This window comes from Enterobacter cloacae (assembly GCF_011078175.1).
In the GTDB taxonomy this organism is placed as follows: domain Bacteria; phylum Pseudomonadota; class Gammaproteobacteria; order Enterobacterales; family Enterobacteriaceae; genus Enterobacter; species Enterobacter cloacae_Q.
On sequence record NZ_JAALCJ010000006.1, the window covers coordinates 188,089 to 206,569 of the forward strand.

Here is an 18,481-nt window from a genome sequence, read left to right on the forward strand (position 1 = left end):
TTGGGAGGGGGCCGGGGTGAGGGCATCAGGCCGCACAATTCAACGACGACGCTGCCAGACCCACAGCCCGGTAATCGCCAGCGCAAACAGCGCGCCGAATCCCACACCGATTGCCACAACCGGCGCACCTGCTTTTACCGCCAGCGAGTAAATCCCCAGCATCAGTAACATCGCCATGTTTTCGCCAAGGTTTTGCACCGCAATGGCGTTGCCCGCCCCAACGGTCTGCTTGCCGTGCTCCTGCAACAGCGCGTTAAGCGGCACCACAAAGAAACCGCCTAACATGCCGATCAGTAACAGCAGGGCATAGGCAGGCAATATGCCATGTTGCAGGGAGAAGAACAGAACGCCGACGCCGATCAGGATCCCCGCAGGCATACAGCGTGCGACGGTTTCAAGCGTCACCAGTTTTGCCGCGGCCCCTGCCCCGACAACAATCCCAACGGCAACCATGGCATTAAGATAAGTCGGTGTAGCGTTGTCAGTTATACCCAGCGCCACCGGCACCCACAGCACCAGCAGGAAACGCAGCGTAACGCCGGCCCCCCAGAACATGCTGGTGCCCATCAGCGAGAAGCGGGTTTCACCGTGACGCCACAGTACGCGGCAGGCATTGAAGAAGCTGCCGGTCATGGGCCCGACACGCCAGGATTGCCCTGGACGCGCCACGGCCAGTTTGGGTATAAACAGGTTGGCGATCACCGCGCCACCGTACATCAGGGCGCAGATGCCAAGCGCGGCGAGCACATGCCAGTCTGCCAGTACGCCTCCCGCCACCGAGCCCAGCAGAATAGCCGCAATGGTGGAGGACTCCATCAGGCCGTTGGCCTTGACCAGCTTATCGCCAGTAGTCAGTTCCCCCAGAATGCCGTACTTCGCCGGGGAGTAGGCAGCCGCGCCAATGCCTACCAGCGTGTAGCCGACAAACGGGTTGATACCCAGGCAGATACTTGCCGCCCCCAGAAGCTTAAGGCTGTTGGCAAACATCATGACCCGGCCTTTTGGGAAGCTGTCGGCCACCTGCCCGACAAATGGCGCAAATACAATGTAAGCACCCACAAACACCATCTGTAGGATCGGCTGACTCCAGTCAGGATAAAACTCAGCCTTAAGCAACGCCAGCGTGGCAAACAGCAACGCGTTATCGCCGAACGCGGAAAGAAACTGGGCGGCAATGACCGCCATCATGCCTTTCGACCAGATTGAAGTGTTAGTGTGCACTGACTCACGCATTTTGCTGTTCCGCCTCTTCAACCATGCCCTTCAGGGCCACGAAATCGGGTTTACCGCTGCCCAGCACCGGTAACTGTTTGAGGTAACGAATATCGCGGGGGACCGCCAGCTCGGGAATACCGTGTTCGCGTGCATACCTGAGCAGCGCATCACGCTTCAGTTCACCGTCGGTGGTAAAGAGCACCAGCGCCTCGCCTTTACTGGCATCACTCTTCACCACGGTTGCATGCATTTTCTCCGCCGAGACTGCGGTCGCCAGCGTCTCGACCATTTCGAGAGAGACCATTTCCCCGGCGATCTTGGCGAAGCGTTTTGCACGTCCCTGGATCTGCACGAAGCCCTGATCGTCGAAGCGCACGATATCACCCGTGTCGTACCAGCCCGTTTCAACCTCGCCATTGACGTTCTCGGCCGTCGGCGCCTCAAGTACGCCCGGGTTTTCAACACGCAGATAGCCGTTCATGACGTTCGGCCCTTTCAGCTGAAGTCGTCCGCCATCTTCAATGCCCGGCACCGCCAACAGACGCGCATCCAGCCCTGGCAGAATGCGGCCAACCGTTCCCGGTTTTGCCGCCATCGGAACGTTGATGGAGACCACCGGGGCGCACTCCGTCACGCCATAGCCTTCGAGAATGCGCAGGCCAAACTTGTCCTGCCAGATCTGGCGCGTGCTTTCCTGTAGTTTTTCCGCCCCCGCCACCACGTAGCGTACGCGGAAGAAATCATACGGGTTGGCGAAGCGCGCGTAGTTACCGAGGAAGGTGGACGTCCCGAACAGTACGGTACAGTTACGGTCATAAACCAGTTCCGGCACAATGCGGTAGTGCAGCGGGCTTGGATAGAGGAACACTTCGGCACCGGTCAGCAGCGGCGTAAAGAGACCCACAGTCAGACCAAATGAGTGGAACAGCGGCAGCGCCGACATAAAGCGATCGTTGGCGGTAAAATCGGCGATAGTTTTAATCTGCTCAACGTTCGCCAGAATGCTTTTGTGGCTGTGAACCACACCTTTCGGGTTGCCTTCAGAGCCAGAGGTAAAGAGGATAATGGCATCATCCTCCGGCTGCTGCTTAACCTGCGCCAGACGCGGCATCAGCAGGTGCGCGAAAATCCACAGCTTGTCTGCGGCCGTAACGTCTGCTTTCAGATCTTCCAGGAACACCCAGCGCACCTGGGTCAGCTGTTCCGGCAGATGCCACAGCTTGCCTTTTTCCAGGAACTGACGGGAGGTAAAGACGGTGTTGATTTGTGCTGCGGTAATGGCGCTGGAGAGCCCTTTCACGCCCGCCGTGTAGTTCATCATCGCCGGAATGCGGCCCCGGGAGACGGCACCAAAGATCACCGCCGCGCTAATCCCCGCGTTCGGCAGCATCAGGCCAATCTTTTCGCCCTGTTTGCTGTACTTCTCCAGGATGCGCCCGACAAACAGCGTTTTGGTTAACAGCTTACGGTAGGTATCCGGCGTAAAGTTGATGTCTTCGATGCAGTTTTTCTTCGCACCGTAGCGATACTGGGCCGACAGCAACGATTCATACAGCGTTTCGCGCGGGCGAACGGCCATCCGCGCTTCCATCATAATCTGGTGCAGCATTTCTCCGGCGATCTTACGGCGGTCACGCGCGCGCGGCGCCTCGGGCATCGGCAGCGACGTCGGCGGTAGAATATGCAGCGTGATTTTCGGGAACAGGCGCTGCTTCACCAGTCCTTTCAGGCGGCTGAAAAAGGTCAGCTCAGCCCCGTCGATGCGTAGCGGCACGACGGTGGCCTGAGACTTCGCCGCGACAAAACCGGCTCCGTCATAAATTTTCATGAGGGAGCCCGTCACTGAAATCCGCCCTTCCGGGAAGATAACCACCGGACGCCCCTGCTCAACCAGACGCACCAGATGTTTAATCATCATCGGTTTGGTTGGGTCGAGCGGCACAAAATCAATCAGCGGCTTCAGCCAGCGCATGTACCATTTTTCACTGATGGAGCTGTACACCGCGAAGACGGGCCGCACAGGCAAAAACAGCGCCAGCAATACGCCATCAATAAAAGAGACGTGATTCGGTGTGATAAGAACGCGCTCGCCATAGAGTGCCTGCGTATTGCCAGTGACGCGGATGCGAAACAGGACACGAAACAGTGTGCGGAAGAACCCAAAAAGCATTTCAACTCCCTTTGCCAGCCAGTGTGAAAGGTATAAATGGTGGCAGATTACACGAGAAGTAGTGAGGGAGCGATAGCAAAAACAGAGGCAAAAAAAAACCTGCGCATCCGCGCAGGTTGGTGCAAGAGATAAGTACGAAAACGTACCAGGAATTCTCACCAATCAATACCTCTGGGATCTTGATTGTGGCCTCCGGCACCGGGCTTCGCCAGCGGGAAAACGCAAGGGAATGAGCCGAAGTGCAACCAGGTGTGAATATTCTCTGTTACTGTTACAGGTTGAACTTACAGGCAAAAAAAAACCTGCGTAAAACGCAGGTTGGTGTAAATCGTGTTAATCAACCGAAGTTGATTCCACCTATCAATACCTCTGGGATCTCGACTCTAGCAATTCATGACGTATCGCTGCTAACGGACAATCGCAACAGCCTGAGGCAAAGTGTAACTAAAGGTTCGGATTGACATTATTCAGACATGACTGGCCGTGTAACGATTACACCGCGAGGGATGTTCTGCATCACGTTTGCAGAGGACGCTCACCCGCTCCCCTTGAATGCACGCCACTTTTCCGCAACACTAGTTAGTGTGTAAACGCTTACCCCTAAAAGAAGGTATTGAATGGCGACAATTAAGGATGTGGCTCGTCTGGCGGGTGTTTCCGTCGCGACCGTCTCCCGCGTAATCAACAACTCCCCTAAAGCCAGTGATGCATCGCGCCAGGCCGTGCAGGACGCCATGGAAAACCTCAATTATCACCCAAACGCCAACGCGCGTGCCCTTGCCCAGCAGTCGACAGAAACCATCGGGCTGGTGGTCGGGGATGTATCCGATCCGTTTTTCGGCGCGATGGTCAAAGCCGTAGAACAAGTCTCTTATCACACCGGTAATTTCCTGCTAATTGGTAATGGCTACCACAATGAACAGAAAGAGCGCCAGGCCATTGAGCAACTGATTCGTCATCGCTGTGCGGCGCTGGTGGTCCATGCCAAAATGATCCCCGATGCCGAGCTTATCCATCTGATGAAACAGATGCCGGGGATGGTGATTATCAACCGTATTATTCCCGGCTTTGAAACCCGCTGCGTGGCGCTCGACAACCGTTACGGCGCATGGCTCGCAACCCGTCATCTCATCCAGCAGGGTCATACCCGAATTGGTTATCTGTGCTCCAACCACCCGATTTCCGATGCGGAAGATCGCCTTCAGGGCTATTACGACGCGCTGCGTGAAGCCGGTCTGCCGTGCAACGATCGTCTTGTGGCGTACGGTGAACCAGATGAGAGTGGCGGCGAGCAGGCGATGACGGAGCTGCTGGGGCGCGGACGAAATTTCACCGCCGTGGCCAGCTATAACGACTCCATGGCCGCAGGCGCAATGGGCGTGTTAAATGATAATGGAATTGACGTTCCAGCCGAAATTTCGCTTATTGGCTTTGATGATGTGCTGGTGTCGCGCTACGTGCGCCCTCGCCTGACCACCGTGCGCTACCCGATTGTGACCATGGCAACGCAGGCGGCAGAACTGGCCTTAGCGCTGGCGGAGCATCGCCCACCACCGGAAATTACTCACCTGTTCAGCCCAACCTTAGTGCGCCGTCACTCGGTAGTATCGCCCGCAGAAACCGCAAGCGAATAGCGATAGAGATGGACGGTTTTATCCGGGTATTCCAGCGCGTCGCCGATGTAGCCCCAGCCGTAACGTTCGTAGAAGTCGCGGCAGGCAGACCAGAGGTGAAGCTCGTGATATCCGGCACGTCGCGCATAACCGATAACATGATCCTGAAGCTTTCCCGCCAGCCCGTGTCCCCGGGCGGCTTCATCGACATACAGAGCAGCCAGCCATGGGTGGAGATCCTGCCGGGAGATTAAATCGCAACGCCACAACCCAACGGTGCCCAGCAGCTGGTCATTCTCAACGGCAATAAAGGTGAGCGGTAACTCATCCGGCGTCAGGCTGTGCTCGACAATACTCTGAAAAAAGGCACGCGGCACGCCTTCACCAAACGCGTTCCAGATCCAGTCGATCACCCGCTGTGTAAACTGCGGCGCAGCGTGAAGCGGCAGAATATTCATACCAGTTTCCCCTGGAACAGGGGGACCGACTCGAAGAGATAGCCGTCAAAATCCGGCGCGTCTTCGTCTGACAGCTCAAGCAGGCTCTTTTTGACGTTTTCAAGATGCTGGAACATCGCCTGCCATGCACCCATCACGTCGCGGCGGCGGAGCGCAGCGAGAATGGTTTGCCTGTCGCCGAGCCATTTCAGACGCCAGGCGCGGCTGGCGATGTGGCCGTTGAACTGCTGCCACAGCGGGCTGCTGTCCATATGATGCCAGACGCTCTCAACGGTCGCCAGCAGCATCTGATTTTGTGTGGCCCCCGCCAGCACCAGATGGAACATTTTGTTGTTGTCCTGGCTGCGGTCGTCAGCGGCAATCGCCCGTTGCTCCTGCTCGATGATACGGCGCAGGTTATCGATATCTGCCCGTGTCGCCATTTTTGCGGCAAAGGCTGCAATGTTGCTTTCAAGCAGCTGACGCGCCTGGAGAATTTCAAAAGGGCCCACGTCACTGTTCAGAAACCGCTCTTCCTCGTTTTCATGCTCCTCCGGAATGCGCATCACGTAAACACCCGAACCCTGGCGGATATCCACCGTCCCCTGTAGCTCAAGCATCAGCAGCGCCTCACGCACAATAGTGCGGCTCACGCCATACGTCTCAGCGATGTTGCGCTCCGGCGGCAGACGCGATCCCACGGGATAATGTCCCTGGATAATCTGCGCCCGTAAATCCTCGCCAATCTCCTGGTACTGTTTTTTTTCCGGCAGGATGACAGCCTTATCCACGTTTTCACCTGTGTTTGTCAGTTAATGCGCGGGCCGGACGTCCTCCCGGCCAGTTTGTGCGCTATTTTACCAGAAGGCTTACTTCCATTCATCGTCAACCCTGAGCGTCAGCACACGCTCATCGCGCAGCTGGCGGAACCAGAACGCTGATTTCTTTGCCCGCCGTGCGCGTTGATTTTCAAGGTCGATCTCAATCAACCCGTAGCGGTTTTTAAACGCGTTCATCGGGGAGACGTTGTCGGTGAAGGCCCACAGCATATAGCCGTGGCAGTTAGCCCCCGCCTCCCGCGCCAGCAGCGTGTAATAAAGATGTTCGCTGATAAACGCGATGCGGTACGCGTCATCGATAATGCCGTCGCGATTGCGAAACTGCGCTTCGTTCTCCACGCCCATCCCGCTTTCCGCCACAAACCAGTCAATGTTGCGATAGTCGTTTTTAATCCGCATCGCCATGTCGTAAACAATGCGCGGAAAGATCTCCCAGCCGCGGGAGGTGTTCATCCGACGTCCTGGCAGCTCAAACGGCTCGTAGTAGTATGCCGGATGGAACGGCGTCTCCGGGTGCCATGCGCGGGATGGCGCTTTGACCCGATGCGGGTAATAGAGGTTAATACCCAGTTCGTCGACGGTGTTGTCGGCAATCAGCGCCAGCTCGTCAGCCGTGTAGTCCCACTGCACCTGATGCTGCGCCAGCAGGGTAAAAAGCGCCTGCGGATAATGCCCATGCACCAGCGGGTCGAGAAAGACGCGGTTGTAGAACAGATCGTACATCTCTGCCGCCCGCACGTCATGCGGCGCACGCGAGCGCGGATAGGTCACTTCCGGGTTCAGAATACAGCCCACCGAGCCGTCATACCCTTTCTCACGAAACAGTTTCACCACTTTCGCCGTCGCCAGCACCTTATGGTGGTTCCACTGCATCCAGGTGCTGGTGTTCTGCTCATAGGGCCAGCGCAGCGCGTCGAGATAGACGCGCGTCTGGACCACAATCGGCTCGTTGAAGGTAAACCAGCGAGTCACTTTGCCGTGAAAACGCTCAAATACCTTTTCCGCATAGTGAACGAACAACTCGACAACGTGCTTCGACGCCCAGCCGCCGTAGGTCTCCAGCAGCACGCCCGGCAATTCGTAGTGTTCCAGGCAGATCATCGGCTCAATGCCCTGACGGTGCATTTCATCGAACAGCGCGTCGTAATACGCGGCGTACTCTTCATCTACGGTGGCGTTTTCATAGTCGGTCAAAAAGCGCGACCAGTTGATCGAGGTGCGATAATGCGTCAGTCCCGCCTGCTTCATCAGCGCCACGTCTTCGCGGAAGCGATTGATAAAGTCGGTTGCCACCGCCGGGCCATAGCCGTTATGCCAGACGTGACGATCGTTCTTGTACCAAAGATCTATCCACGAATCCTGCCCAGGCTTTTTGCCACTCCAGCCCTCGGTCTGCCAGGCCGATGCCGCCGCGCCCAGCATAAAATCCTGCGGTATGGCTATCTGTTTTGTGCTCATCGTATCCTCATGCGTTATCGGTGGCTTGTTGCAGCGCGGCCTGCTCTGCACGGCGTGAGGCAATTTTCACAAACGGCAGATAGATAATCACCGCGGTCACGATGCAGATAAACTGGGTGATCACCGCCCCCATGGAGCCCGCGGTTGACAGCCAGGCGTTGATCAGCGGCGGCGTGGTCCAGGGCACCATCACCACGGCTTTTCCGGCAAATCCGGTCACGGTGGCGAAGTAGCCTATGGAGCCCGTCACCAGCGGCGTGATGATGAACGGGATAGCCAGGATCGGGTTGAGCATGATGGGCATCCCGAAGATCACCGGCTCGTTAATGTTAAAAATACCCGGGCCGATGGAGAGCTTGGCGATCTCCTTCATTTCTTTACGTTTGGTGGCAATCATGACGGCTATCAGCAGGCCGATGGTCAGGCCGGAGCCGCCGATGCTCATATAGACGTCCCAGAACGGCATGGTGATGATGTTTGGCACCTCTTTGCCCTGCTCGAACGCGCTCATGTTAACGGTGATTGCTCCCAGCAGCAGCGGCTCGCGGATCGGCTTGATCATCTGGTTGCCATGAATACCAATCACCCAGAACAGCTGGGCAACAAACATCAGCAGCAGGATCCCCGGCAGGCTTTGCACCACGCGCTCCAGCGGCTGTTGCACCACCTGGTAAACCGCGTCGTAAAGATACATCCCGGTTACCTGATGAAACACGAAGCCAAAGGTGGCGATAGCGGTAGTGGTGATAATGGCCGGGATCAGTGCAGAGAATGACGCGGCGACGTTCGGCGGCACCGTGTCCGGCATCCTGATCTTCAGCCCCTTGCGGTTTTCCAGCCAGCAGTAGATCTCCACCGACAGGATAGCGATAAACATGCCGAGGAACAGGCTGCGGGTATCAGAAAACTGGCGCAACAGCACGTCTTTCACCACGTGCATCTCGCCATCCACCAGCATTTCCACCGTGGTCGGCGTAACGCAGATAAAGCAGATCACCGCCAGCAGGCCGGGAAACAGGGACTTAATACCGTTAATACGCCCCAGCTCAATGCCGATTAAAAACACCGCGCCGATGTTGAGAAAGTTCAGCGTGGCATAGTTGAGCGCGCTGGTGATCGGCTTTAACGCCGCAAGAAACGACAGCGACTGAAAGCTCGCCAGGCCGTTTTTCGGATCCAGCACCATATTGGAGATCAGTACCGAGAACGCCCCCACGATGATGACCGGCATTAAGGTAATAAACGCAGACTTGATCGCCTGGATATAGCGGTAGCTGTTGAAGGTGGTGGCAAAACTGCCCAGAGCGTCGATCAGTTTTTCCTGTAATGCCATAGGGTAATACCTCAGTAAAAGGGCTTTTATTGAATAAGATGGACAGCCGGATACTATTGGTATGCCAAAAATAGCGTCCACAGGCGCTTTGTTCTGTGATTAAGCTCTCAATGAGGTAAGAGGTATTCCAGATTGCGATTTATCACCATTTTGGCATGCCAATGACAGGCATTTATCCCGCTGGCGAGGATCGTTACCCAAAAGCGTGATCGTTATGGGGTTTTGCCCTTCCCACGTCGCTTATGCGCCGAATGGTCTGTGTTAAACTGCAAACCATTAAGTGGAAACAGGAATTTCGAATGGCAACAATGCTGGATGTCTCACTGCGTGCGGGCGTGTCGAAGGCCACCGTTTCGCGCGTGCTGAACGGCACAGGTCAGGTTAAAGAGAGCACGCGTCAGCAGGTATTTCGCGCGATGGAGGAGCTGGGCTATCGTCCGAACTTTCTTGCGCGTTCGCTGGCTAACCAGACCAGCAACAGCATTGGTCTGGTCGTCTCGACATTCGACGGTTTTTATTTTGGTCGTTTGCTACAGCAGGCGTCACGGCAGACCGAAACGCACGGTAAACAACTGATTGTTACCGACGGTCACGATGCTCCTGAACAGGAAGAACAGGCGGTGCAGATGCTCGCCGACCGCAAATGCGACGCCATCGTACTGTACACGCGTTTTATGAGCGAAAAGACGATCCTGAAGCTGATCGACAGCGTGCAGACGCCGCTGGTGATCATTAACCGTGAAGTGAGCCAGGCGGCGGATCGCTGCGTGTTCTTTGAACAGCAGGACGCGGCCTTCAAAGCGGTGGATTACCTCATAAGCCAGGGCCATCGGGAGATCGCCTGTATCACCGTCCCGATCCACACGCCAACGGGTAAAGCGCGACTGATGGGCTACCGTAAAGCGCTGGAGAAACATGGGATTCGTCTCGACGAGCGGCGGATTAAATACGGCGATGCAGGCATGACGGGAGGTTACGAGCGGTGCAAGGAGCTGATAGCGGAAAAGACACCGTTCAGCGCCCTGTTTGCCTGCAACGATGATATGGCCCTGGGCGCCTCCAAAGCATTACACCAGGCCGGGCTGAAGATCCCGCAGGATATTTCGCTGTTTGGTTTTGACGATGCCCCCAGCGCAAAGTGGCTGGAGCCTGCCCTGTCGTCGGTGTATCTGCCGATCGACAACATGATCGTCACGGCGATCGACCAGGCGATCCGGCTGGCAAAAAACCAGCCGGTTGAAGCAATCCCGCCGTTCACCGGCACGCTGGTGTTACGCGATTCGGTGACAACAGGGCCCTGGTTTAATCAGACCTGCTCTAACGCCAGCAGCTCCTGAATGGTCTGGCGACGGCGAATCAGCCGCGCCACGCCGTTATCAAACAGCACTTCCGGCAGCAGCGGGCGGCTATTGTAGTTAGAAGACATAGACGCCCCGTACGCACCGGTATCATGCAGCACCAGATAATCTCCCGGTTTTACCTCTGGCAGCGAACGGGTTTCGACTTTCCCGCCTTCCTGCTGAGTAAAGACGTCCCCGGATTCACACAGCGGGCCGGCAACAACGGTCTCGATGCGCGGGGCGTTGACCAGATCGCGGCCATCGGCGGCAAGCGCGGTGATGTGATGATAGCTGCCGTACATGGACGGGCGCATCAGGTCGTTGAAGCCAGCATCAATCAGCACAAAGTGACGGCGGCCCATCTCCTTCACGCTCCGCACCTGCGCCACCAGCACGCCGGCTTCGGCGACCAGGAAACGACCCGGTTCAATCTCCAGCTTCACCGCATGGCCCAGATGGGCAGCGATGCTGTCACGCGCGGCGCTCCACAGGCCGTAATAGTGATCCGTGTCGATCGCCTCCTCTCCTTCGCGGTAAGGGATCGAAAGCCCTCCCCCGGCGGAGATCGCCTCCAGATCCTGACCAAAATCGATAACCTGACGCACCATGGCGCCACAGACCTGCTCAAGATGGCCGTAATCCACGCCGGACCCGATATGCATGTGAATGCCCACCAGCTTGAGGTTGTAGCGTTGTAAAACCTCAAGTGCCGCAGGCATATCGGCATACCAGATCCCGTGCTTGCTGTTTTCGCCCCCGGTGTTGGTTTTTTGACTGTGGCCGTGACCAAAGCCCGGGTTGATGCGCAGCCAGACGCGATGGCCAGGGGAAACCTGCCCAAGCTGCTCCAGCATATCCACCGAACCGGCATTGACCGGGATTTGCAGCTCGTGCACGCGCGCCAGCGTGGCATCGTCTATCAGGTCAGCGGTGAAGACGATCGCGTCGCTGTCAGCTTTCGGATCAAACCCTGCCGCCAGCGCGCGTTCGATTTCACCCAGCGATACGGAGTCAACCTTCACGCCCTGCTCGCGCATCAGGCGCAGAATATGAATATTGGAGCAGGCCTTCTGCGCAAAACGCACCACGTCAAACTGATGCAGCGCGGCGATCTTCTCGCGGACAATCTGAGCATCGTAGACCCACACCGGGCAGCCGAATTCGGCAGGCAGGCGCAGCAGGTTATCGGCGTTCAAATCGGTCTCGGTCTGGTTGAGCGGGCGTGGCATGGTCTTCTCCGGAAATCTGTTTTTTATCATTACGCCATAGCCTGAAGAGAATAAAAAATATCGTTTTATCGTGAGTCTATGCAAAAATGATATGGACCACGCTCAGCCATCAGGTGCCCTATGCCCGCCGTTAACCTACGCCATATCGAGATTTTTCATGCGGTGATGACCACCGGCAATCTCACTGAAGCCGCGCACATGCTGCACACTTCGCAGCCGACGGTCAGCCGGGAGCTGGCACGCTTTGAGAAAGTGCTGGGGCTGAAGCTGTTTGAACGCACGCGCGGCAGGCTGCATCCGACGGTACAGGGTCTACGTCTGTTTGAGGAGGTTCAGCGCTCCTGGTACGGGCTGGACAGGATAGTGAGCGCGGCGGAAAGCCTGAGGCAGTTTCGCCAGGGCGAGCTGTCCATCGTCTGCCTGCCGGTCTTTTCCCAGTCATTCCTGCCGGTGCTGCTACAGCCTTTTCTGGCTCGCTATCCGGAGGTCAGTCTGACCATCGTGCCGCAGGAGTCGCCTCTGCTGGAGGAGTGGCTTTCGGCCCAGCGCCACGATCTGGGTCTGACCGAAACTCTCGTCACGCCAGCGGGAACGGAACGCACGGAGCTGCTGTCGCTGGATGAGGTCTGCGTGCTGCCTGCCAGCCATCCGCTTGCCCACAAAGCGGTGCTGACTCCGGTGGATTTCCACGATGAGAACTATATCAGCCTGTCGCAGACCGACAGCTACCGGCAGCTTCTGGATGGACTGTTTGCGGAACATCAGGTGAAGCGGCGGATGGTGGTGGAGACGCACAGTGCGGCATCAATCTGTGCGATGGTGCGTGCGGGCGTGGGTATTTCGGTGGTGAACCCGCTCACGGCCATGGACTACGCCAGCAGCGGCGTGGTCCTGCGCCGTTTTAGCGTTTCCGTTCCGTTTACCGTGAGCCTGATCCGCCCCCTGCACCGGCCTGCCTCAGCGCTGGTTGATGCGTTTAGTGAACACCTGAATGCGCACGCGCGTCAGGTAGCGCTTCGCTTACCTGACCTGCTAACACCCTTATGACAGCATAAACTCCACCGCATCCGCAGCATGGATGGCGGCGGTATCGAAAACCGGTAACGGGCTTTGGTCTGCCGGCACCAGCAGGCCAATTTCGGTACAGCCGAAAATCACCCCTTCCGCCCCCTGCTGCGCCAGTTTTTCAATCACACTGACGTACCAGGCGCGCGAAGTTTCGCTGAAGGTGCCCAGGCACAGTTCATCAAAAATAATCTGGTTAATGCGCGCCCGATCGGCCTCATCGGGGATCAAACTTTCAATCCCGAACTGGCTGCTCAGCCGCCCGCGGTAAAAATCCTGCTCCATGGTGTAGCGCGTCCCCAGCAGCGCCACGCGCTTCATGCTGGTGGCACGTACCGCACGCCCGGTGGCATCCGCAATATGTAAAAACGGCAGCGAACAGCGGTCTTCAATGTGCGACGCCACCTTATGCATGGTATTGGTACACAGCAGAATACCCTGCGCGCCCGCGCGCTCCAGCCCAAGCGCGGCGTCCGCCAGCATCTGCCCGGCTTTGTCCCACTCCCCGCTCGACTGGCAGGCTTCTATTTCTTGGAAATCCACGCTGTGCAGCAGCAGGCTGGCCGAATGCAGACCGCCCAGACGCTGTTTGACGCCTTCATTAATCAGGCGGTAGTACGGGATCGTTGATTCCCAGCTCATGCCCCCTAACAGACCGATCGTTTTCATTGTTCCTCCTGTGCGTTTCACCCAGTGAAGCAAACTTGTGATCGCCTTTCCAGTTATTTGGCCGGATGTTTCCTTTTCTCTGCGGGTAAGATAGGTTAAATGAAACATTGTTTCATTACATAACGGGGCGACAATATGTTTATTTTCCATAAAGAGACCACGCTTGAGGATCTGGGCAACGGCGTGACGCGTCGTATTCTGGCGCACGACGGCAGGATGATGGCGGTGGAAGTGAATTTCGAGGAAGGCGCAATTGGCCCGATGCATAACCACCCGCATGAGCAGCTCACCTACGTTCTTTCGGGGGAATTTGAGTTCACCATTGGCGAGGAGAAGCATGTGGTGACGGCGGGCGACACCCTCTATAAAGAGCCAAACGTGATGCACGGCTGCGTTTGCCTGAAACCCGGTACCCTGCTGGATACCTTTACGCCGATACGCAAAGATTTCCTGAAATAAAAAAAGGCGCTCATCAGAGCGCCTTCATTTGATCTTATTCCGTAACCGGTTCAGGAAGTTGTTCCGGCAGCGGGCTGCGGGTGCTCATTGCCTCGCGCAGCAGCACGCTGCCGCAGGCAAACAGTCCACCCAGAATACACGCCAGCAGCACGATCAGGGCTTTGCCCGGGCCATCTTTTTTCACCGGCATAGAAGGAGAGAGCTGGTATTTGAACGGCTCCAGGCTCACATCTTCGAAGGAGAGTTTTTGCAGCTGGGCCAGATAGTATTCGCGGTTCTGGAAATCGGCGTTCAGCTCAGAAACGTCCTTCAGATTTTTTTCAATTTGCAATTTCTGCGCAATCCCGTCCGCGCCGAGCGCAACGGAGTAATCCGGATCGTCTTTCACCGCCTGTCCATTGCTGTAAACCGGCTTTTTGATCCCTGCCGCGTTCGCCACTTCCAGCGAGTAGTTCAGGCGTTGCAGGTTGGTATTATGGATATTGGTCAGACGAACCCGATCCAGCTCCAGCTGCTGCTGTACCGTTTTGGTTCTCAGAATCAGCTGATCGCGAATGTTCTGCATGGTCTCCTGCTCGACGATGCGGGAGATGTACTGAATGTAACCATTCAACACTTTCTGCGCGTCCTCTGCCGTTGGGGCAGTGAAGCTTAACGTCCAGGAGAGATACGGTGCTTTATCAGCATCTTTTTCCTGAGTGTTATCAATGGCCTTCATCTTTTCGGCAATCGTGACCACCGCGCGGTGCAGCTCCAGCGGGTCAACCTCGGCGCCATCGAGCTGAGCCATCACGTAAGGTGAGCTCTTCATGTACTCTTCAAGCAGGGACTGGGACTGAAACTTTTTGATAAACAGATTAAACACATCCGCCCGTGTAATTTTCACGTCGACGTCAAGCACCTGTAGCGCCACCATCATCTGGCGCAGCGAACTCCACTGCGTCTGTTCCGCTGGCGTAATGACCGCTTTACTGGTCCATTTTTGCGGAATCAGAAAGGCGATTGCCAGGCCGACCAGTGCAAAGGCAAACACAATGGTGATGATGCGTTTTTTTGCTGCCAGCAGGACGTCCAGCAGACCCAGAAAATCTATTTCTTTAGCGCTGACCGCCGGAGGAGCATAGTGAGGAAAGTTGAGATCCGTATGTTTTTTGAAATCCATCGCTGACATAACTGTTCTTCTTTTAAGGATGCAGTGAAATTCTGCCTGACTGGTTCCGGTGTGACGAATCATACAAGAATGTAAGAATTATCTGAATGGCGAATTGATACATCTTCAGACCAGCTATCAGATCTGGTAGTTAGCCACGCTGCGCGACTATTGTTATTCCCACTACCCATTCTGCTGCGTGACCTCTTACTTATGGCCTGCGTCGAACGCCCATAAAAAGTCAAAAATGCCACCTCCCTCACTATATTGAAACAGCGTTTCGACGCTGATCACATTTCCACCATTAAGCGAATGACGCAGAAATAAATCGCAATAATATAAAATAAAACGATGTTTTAGTATCCAAGAACACCGGTTCAGCTCTTTTGAAACCCAAAGCACCCACAGCAGGAAGAAAGACAAAAAAAGTATTAATAAACAAGCATATATTTAACCACTGCCGGACGTCGCACCCTGAATTTCCGCTCTCAAGCCGCGCATTGCAGGCCTGGGAAAATGTAACAAAGCAGATTTCGTATTAAACCATTGATTGCCAGGTAGGTATGTATGAATGAAAACAAGCTGCTGGGGCTCGCATGGATATCACCCTACATCATCGGGCTGATACTCTTTACGGCATTCCCCTTCGTCTCATCGTTTTTCCTTAGCTTTACGGATTACGATTTGATGAGTCCGCCGGTGTTTAACGGCATCGAAAACTATCGCTACATGTTTACCGAAGACACGCTCTTCTGGAAATCGATGGGCGTGACCTTTGCCTATGTATTTCTAACCATCCCGTTAAAGCTCGCCTTTGCATTAGGAATTGCCTTTGTCCTGAACTTTAAATTACGCGGTATCGGTTTTTTCCGTACTGCCTACTATATTCCGTCGATCCTCGGCAGTTCCGTCGCCATTGCCGTACTGTGGCGCGCCTTATTTGCAATCGATGGCCTGCTGAACAGCTTTATCGGCGTATTTGGTTTTGACCCGGTGAACTGGCTGGGTGAACCGTCGCTGGCGCTGATGTCCGTTACCCTGCTGCGCGTCTGGCAGTTCGGTTCCGCGATGGTCATCTTCCTGGCCGCGCTGCAAAACGTACCGCAGTCCCAGTATGAAGCGGCGATGATCGATGGCGCATCGAAATGGCAAATGTTCATGAAGGTAACCGTACCGCTGATTACGCCGGTGATCTTCTTCAACTTCATCATGCAGACCACCCAGGCTTTCCAGGAATTTACCGGGCCATACGTGATTACCGGCGGCGGGCCAACCTATTCGACCTACCTGTTCTCGCTCTACATCTACGACACCGCGTTTAAGTATTTTGATATGGGTTATGGCGCGGCGCTGGCGTGGATCCTGTTCCTGGTGGTGGCCGTCTTCGCCGGTATCGCCTTTAAGTCGTCGAAATATTGGGTGTTCTACTCCGCCGATAAAGGAGGCAAAAATGGCTGATATCCAACAATTCTCCACGGCACGCAGCGTCGCCGAGCGCGAAGTGGCCCGCACGCTGCGCCGGGAAAAAATCAACGCCACCGTTCGCTATGTGATCCTGCTGTTTGTCGGCCTGCTGATGCTTTACCCGCTGGTGTGGATGTTCTCGGCGTCGTTCAAACCGAACCACGAGATCTTCACCACCCTGAGCCTGTGGCCTGCCCACGCCACCTGGGATGGTTTCGTAAACGGCTGGAAAACCGGCACCGAATACAACTTCGGCCATTACATGCTGAACACCTTCAAGTATGTGATCCCGAAAGTGATCCTGACCATTATCTCCTCCACCATCGTGGCGTACGGCTTTGCCCGCTTCGAGATCCCGTGGAAAAAGTTCTGGTTCGCCACGCTCATCACCACCATGCTGCTGCCAAGCACCGTGCTGCTGATCCCGCAGTACCTGATGTTCCGTGAAATGGGCATGCTCAACAGCTACATGCCGCTGTACCTGCCGCTGGCCTTTGCCACGCAAGGGTTCTTCGTCTTCATGCTGATCCAGTTCCTGCGCGGCGTCCCGCGTGACATGGAAGAGGCCGCGCAAATCGACGGCTGTAACTCCATTCAGGTGCTGTGGTACGTGGTCGTGCCGATCCTGAAACCGGCCATTATCTCCGTCGCCCTGTTCCAGTTTATGTGGTCTATGAACGACTTTATCGGGCCGCTGATTTACGTATACAGCGTGGATAAATACCCCATCGCACTGGCGCTGAAAATGTCCATCGACGTCACCGAAGGGGCGCCGTGGAACGAAATTCTGGCAATGGCGAGCATCTCCATTCTGCCATCCATCATTGTCTTCTTCCTGGCACAGCGCTACTTCGTACAGGGCGTCACCAGCAGCGGAATTAAAGGTTAAGAGGGAAATACCATGGCTGAAGTTATTTTCAACAAGCTGGAAAAGGTCTACTCCAACGGTTTTAAAGCGGTACACGCTATCGATCTTAAAATCGCCGAAGGGGAATTCATGGTGATCGTCGGCCCATCCGGCTGCGCTAAATCCACTACCCTGCGCATGCTGGCGGGGCTGGAAACCATCAGCGGCGGCGAGGTGCGCATTGGGAACAAGATCGTGAACAACCTCGCGCCAAAAGAGCGCGGAATTGCAATGGTATTCCAGAACTACGCCCTTTATCCGCACATGACGGTACGCGAGAATCTGGCCTTTGGCCTCAAGCTGAGCAAGCTGCCGAAAGATCAGATTGAGTCTCAGGTGAATGAAGCCGCCAAAATTCTTGAGCTGGAGGAATTGCTCGACCGCCTGCCGCGCCAGCTTTCCGGCGGCCAGGCGCAGCGCGTGGCGGTAGGCCGTGCGATTGTGAAAAAGCCGGATGTGTTCCTGTTCGATGAGCCGCTTTCAAACCTCGACGCCAAACTGCGCGCCTCAATGCGTATCCGTATTTCTGACCTGCACAAGCAATTGAAGAAGTCCGGAAAACCGGCGACCACCGTTTACGTGACCCACGACCAGACCGAAGCGATGACCATGGGCGACCGCATCTGCGTGATGAAGCTCGGTCACATCATGCAGGTGGATACGCCGGACAATCTCTACCACAAGCCGAAGAACATGTTCGTGGCGGGCTTTATCGGCGCACCGGAGATGAATATTCGCAAAAGCGTGCTGGTCGAAAAAGCGGGCCAGCTGCACATCGCCATTGGCGATGAAACCATGCCGCTGAACGCGGAGAAGCAGGAGAAAGTCGCGGCCTACGCGGGTCAGGAGATTTTCTACGGCGTGCGCCCGGAATTTGTGTCGCTCTCTGATGAGCCCTTCCCGAACGGCGGCTGTCGCGGGGAGATGGTGCGCGTTGAGAACATGGGCCACGAATTCTTCGTGTACCTGAAGGTTGCAGACTACGAACTGACCGCCCGAATCCCGTCCGATGAAGCTAAGCCAATGATTGATAAGGGGCTTCATCGTCAGGTGTATTTCACGTTTGAGATGAACAAGTGTCATATTTTTGACGCAAAAACTGAACAGAACCTCTCTCTCTGATGGAGTGATAA

16 protein-coding genes are annotated in these 18,481 nt (G+C 55.7%); 7 read left to right on the plus strand and 9 right to left on the minus strand.

Annotated elements, in window-relative coordinates:
* Positions 1–39: 39 nt before the first annotated feature.
* Positions 40–1,233 (minus strand): lysophospholipid transporter LplT, encoded by a 1,194-nt coding sequence (lplT, locus tag G6Q29_RS14725; protein ID WP_165466205.1) that lies wholly within the window; start codon positions 1,231–1,233, stop codon positions 40–42.
* Entirely contained in the window at positions 1,226–3,385 is a 2,160-nt protein-coding gene (gene aas, locus G6Q29_RS14730) for a bifunctional acyl-ACP--phospholipid O-acyltransferase/long-chain-fatty-acid--ACP ligase (protein WP_165466206.1), read from the minus strand. The genes lplT and aas overlap by 8 nt, the downstream gene beginning before the upstream one ends.
* Before the next feature lie 617 nt (positions 3,386–4,002).
* On the opposite strand from aas, the gene galR reads away from it, so the two are divergent.
* On the plus strand, positions 4,003–5,019 hold the full coding sequence (gene galR / locus G6Q29_RS14735) for an HTH-type transcriptional regulator GalR (RefSeq protein WP_165466207.1): 1,017 nt from the start codon (positions 4,003–4,005) through the stop codon (positions 5,017–5,019).
* Here the strand turns inward: galR and G6Q29_RS14740 are convergent.
* From G6Q29_RS14740 to G6Q29_RS14755, 4 genes are all read right to left on the minus strand, one after another.
* The gene (locus G6Q29_RS14740; RefSeq protein WP_165466208.1) at positions 4,980–5,456 is read right to left on the minus strand and encodes a GNAT family N-acetyltransferase; all 477 of its coding nucleotides are present in this window, start codon (positions 5,454–5,456) and stop codon (positions 4,980–4,982) included. The two genes, galR and G6Q29_RS14740, sit on opposite strands and share 40 nt — an antisense overlap.
* Positions 5,453–6,226 carry a GntR family transcriptional regulator gene (locus tag G6Q29_RS14745; protein WP_003862809.1) on the minus strand — a complete coding sequence of 258 codons (774 nt, stop codon included), beginning with the start codon at positions 6,224–6,226 and terminating at the stop codon, positions 5,453–5,455. Before G6Q29_RS14745 ends, G6Q29_RS14740 begins: the two co-directional genes overlap by 4 nt.
* A 78-nt stretch (positions 6,227–6,304) precedes the next feature.
* Positions 6,305–7,732, minus strand: coding sequence for a glycoside hydrolase family 1 protein (locus tag G6Q29_RS14750; RefSeq protein ID WP_165466209.1), 1,428 nt, complete (start codon positions 7,730–7,732; stop codon positions 6,305–6,307).
* Between the two features lie 7 nt (positions 7,733–7,739).
* On the minus strand, positions 7,740–9,065 hold the full coding sequence (locus tag G6Q29_RS14755) for a PTS sugar transporter subunit IIC (RefSeq protein WP_165466210.1): 1,326 nt from the start codon (positions 9,063–9,065) through the stop codon (positions 7,740–7,742).
* A 299-nt stretch (positions 9,066–9,364) separates the two neighbouring features.
* Between G6Q29_RS14755 and G6Q29_RS14760 the strand changes: the two genes are divergently transcribed.
* Positions 9,365–10,402, plus strand: a complete 1,038-nt coding sequence (locus G6Q29_RS14760) for a LacI family DNA-binding transcriptional regulator (RefSeq protein WP_165466211.1) — start codon at positions 9,365–9,367, stop codon at positions 10,400–10,402.
* On the opposite strand, the gene lysA is transcribed toward G6Q29_RS14760, so the two are convergent.
* A complete protein-coding gene (gene lysA, locus G6Q29_RS14765) occupies positions 10,372–11,634 on the minus strand; it encodes a diaminopimelate decarboxylase (RefSeq protein WP_165466212.1) in 1,263 nt (420 codons plus the stop codon). The genes G6Q29_RS14760 and lysA overlap by 31 nt on opposite strands.
* Positions 11,635–11,754: 120 nt before the next feature.
* On the opposite strand from lysA, the gene G6Q29_RS14770 reads away from it, so the two are divergent.
* Entirely contained in the window at positions 11,755–12,681 is a 927-nt protein-coding gene (locus G6Q29_RS14770; RefSeq protein WP_165466213.1) for a LysR family transcriptional regulator, read from the plus strand.
* Here the strand turns inward: G6Q29_RS14770 and G6Q29_RS14775 are convergent.
* A complete protein-coding gene (locus G6Q29_RS14775; RefSeq protein WP_165466214.1) occupies positions 12,676–13,368 on the minus strand; it encodes an aspartate/glutamate racemase in 693 nt (230 codons plus the stop codon). The two genes, G6Q29_RS14770 and G6Q29_RS14775, sit on opposite strands and share 6 nt — an antisense overlap.
* A 135-nt stretch (positions 13,369–13,503) precedes the next feature.
* Between G6Q29_RS14775 and G6Q29_RS14780 the strand changes: the two genes are divergently transcribed.
* Positions 13,504–13,827 carry a cupin domain-containing protein gene (locus G6Q29_RS14780; RefSeq protein ID WP_165466215.1) on the plus strand — a complete coding sequence of 108 codons (324 nt, stop codon included), beginning with the start codon at positions 13,504–13,506 and terminating at the stop codon, positions 13,825–13,827.
* Positions 13,828–13,861: 34 nt separating this feature from the next.
* On the opposite strand, the gene wzz(fepE) is transcribed toward G6Q29_RS14780, so the two are convergent.
* Positions 13,862–14,998: an LPS O-antigen length regulator Wzz(fepE) gene (wzz(fepE), locus tag G6Q29_RS14785; RefSeq protein ID WP_165466216.1), complete on the minus strand. Its 1,137-nt coding sequence runs from the start codon at positions 14,996–14,998 to the stop codon at positions 13,862–13,864.
* 546 nt (positions 14,999–15,544) lie between these two features.
* On the opposite strand from wzz(fepE), the gene G6Q29_RS14790 reads away from it, so the two are divergent.
* From G6Q29_RS14790 to G6Q29_RS14800, 3 genes are read left to right on the plus strand one after another with little or no spacing between them, the layout of a single operon-like run.
* On the plus strand, positions 15,545–16,435 hold the full coding sequence (locus G6Q29_RS14790) for a carbohydrate ABC transporter permease (RefSeq protein WP_003862825.1): 891 nt from the start codon (positions 15,545–15,547) through the stop codon (positions 16,433–16,435).
* Positions 16,428–17,330: a carbohydrate ABC transporter permease gene (locus G6Q29_RS14795; protein ID WP_165466217.1), complete on the plus strand. Its 903-nt coding sequence runs from the start codon at positions 16,428–16,430 to the stop codon at positions 17,328–17,330. The genes G6Q29_RS14790 and G6Q29_RS14795 overlap by 8 nt, the downstream gene beginning before the upstream one ends.
* A 12-nt stretch (positions 17,331–17,342) precedes the next feature.
* Positions 17,343–18,470: an ABC transporter ATP-binding protein gene (locus tag G6Q29_RS14800; RefSeq protein WP_165466218.1), complete on the plus strand. Its 1,128-nt coding sequence runs from the start codon at positions 17,343–17,345 to the stop codon at positions 18,468–18,470.
* The last annotated feature ends 11 nt before the right edge of the window (positions 18,471–18,481 follow it).

Excerpts from the sequence above, each read along its gene's own strand:
- G6Q29_RS14760 (WP_165466211.1), top strand. The coding sequence starts at position 9,365 with ATGGCAACAATGCTGGATGTCTCACTGCGTGCGGGCGTGTCGAAGGCC.
- G6Q29_RS14755 (WP_165466210.1), bottom strand. The coding sequence starts at position 9,065 with ATGGCATTACAGGAAAAACTGATCGACGCTCTGGGCAGTTTTGCCACC.
- G6Q29_RS14770 (WP_165466213.1), top strand. The coding sequence starts at position 11,755 with ATGCCCGCCGTTAACCTACGCCATATCGAGATTTTTCATGCGGTGATG.
- G6Q29_RS14800 (WP_165466218.1), top strand. The coding sequence starts at position 17,343 with ATGGCTGAAGTTATTTTCAACAAGCTGGAAAAGGTCTACTCCAACGGT.
- G6Q29_RS14775 (WP_165466214.1), bottom strand. The coding sequence starts at position 13,368 with ATGAAAACGATCGGTCTGTTAGGGGGCATGAGCTGGGAATCAACGATC.
- G6Q29_RS14780 (WP_165466215.1), top strand. The coding sequence starts at position 13,504 with ATGTTTATTTTCCATAAAGAGACCACGCTTGAGGATCTGGGCAACGGC.
- G6Q29_RS14790 (WP_003862825.1), top strand. The coding sequence starts at position 15,545 with ATGAATGAAAACAAGCTGCTGGGGCTCGCATGGATATCACCCTACATC.
- galR (WP_165466207.1), top strand. The coding sequence starts at position 4,003 with ATGGCGACAATTAAGGATGTGGCTCGTCTGGCGGGTGTTTCCGTCGCG.
- G6Q29_RS14795 (WP_165466217.1), top strand. The coding sequence starts at position 16,428 with ATGGCTGATATCCAACAATTCTCCACGGCACGCAGCGTCGCCGAGCGC.
- G6Q29_RS14750 (WP_165466209.1), bottom strand. The coding sequence starts at position 7,732 with ATGAGCACAAAACAGATAGCCATACCGCAGGATTTTATGCTGGGCGCG.
- lysA (WP_165466212.1), bottom strand. The coding sequence starts at position 11,634 with ATGCCACGCCCGCTCAACCAGACCGAGACCGATTTGAACGCCGATAAC.
- aas (WP_165466206.1), bottom strand. The coding sequence starts at position 3,385 with ATGCTTTTTGGGTTCTTCCGCACACTGTTTCGTGTCCTGTTTCGCATC.
- G6Q29_RS14740 (WP_165466208.1), bottom strand. The coding sequence starts at position 5,456 with ATGAATATTCTGCCGCTTCACGCTGCGCCGCAGTTTACACAGCGGGTG.
- lplT (WP_165466205.1), bottom strand. The coding sequence starts at position 1,233 with ATGCGTGAGTCAGTGCACACTAACACTTCAATCTGGTCGAAAGGCATG.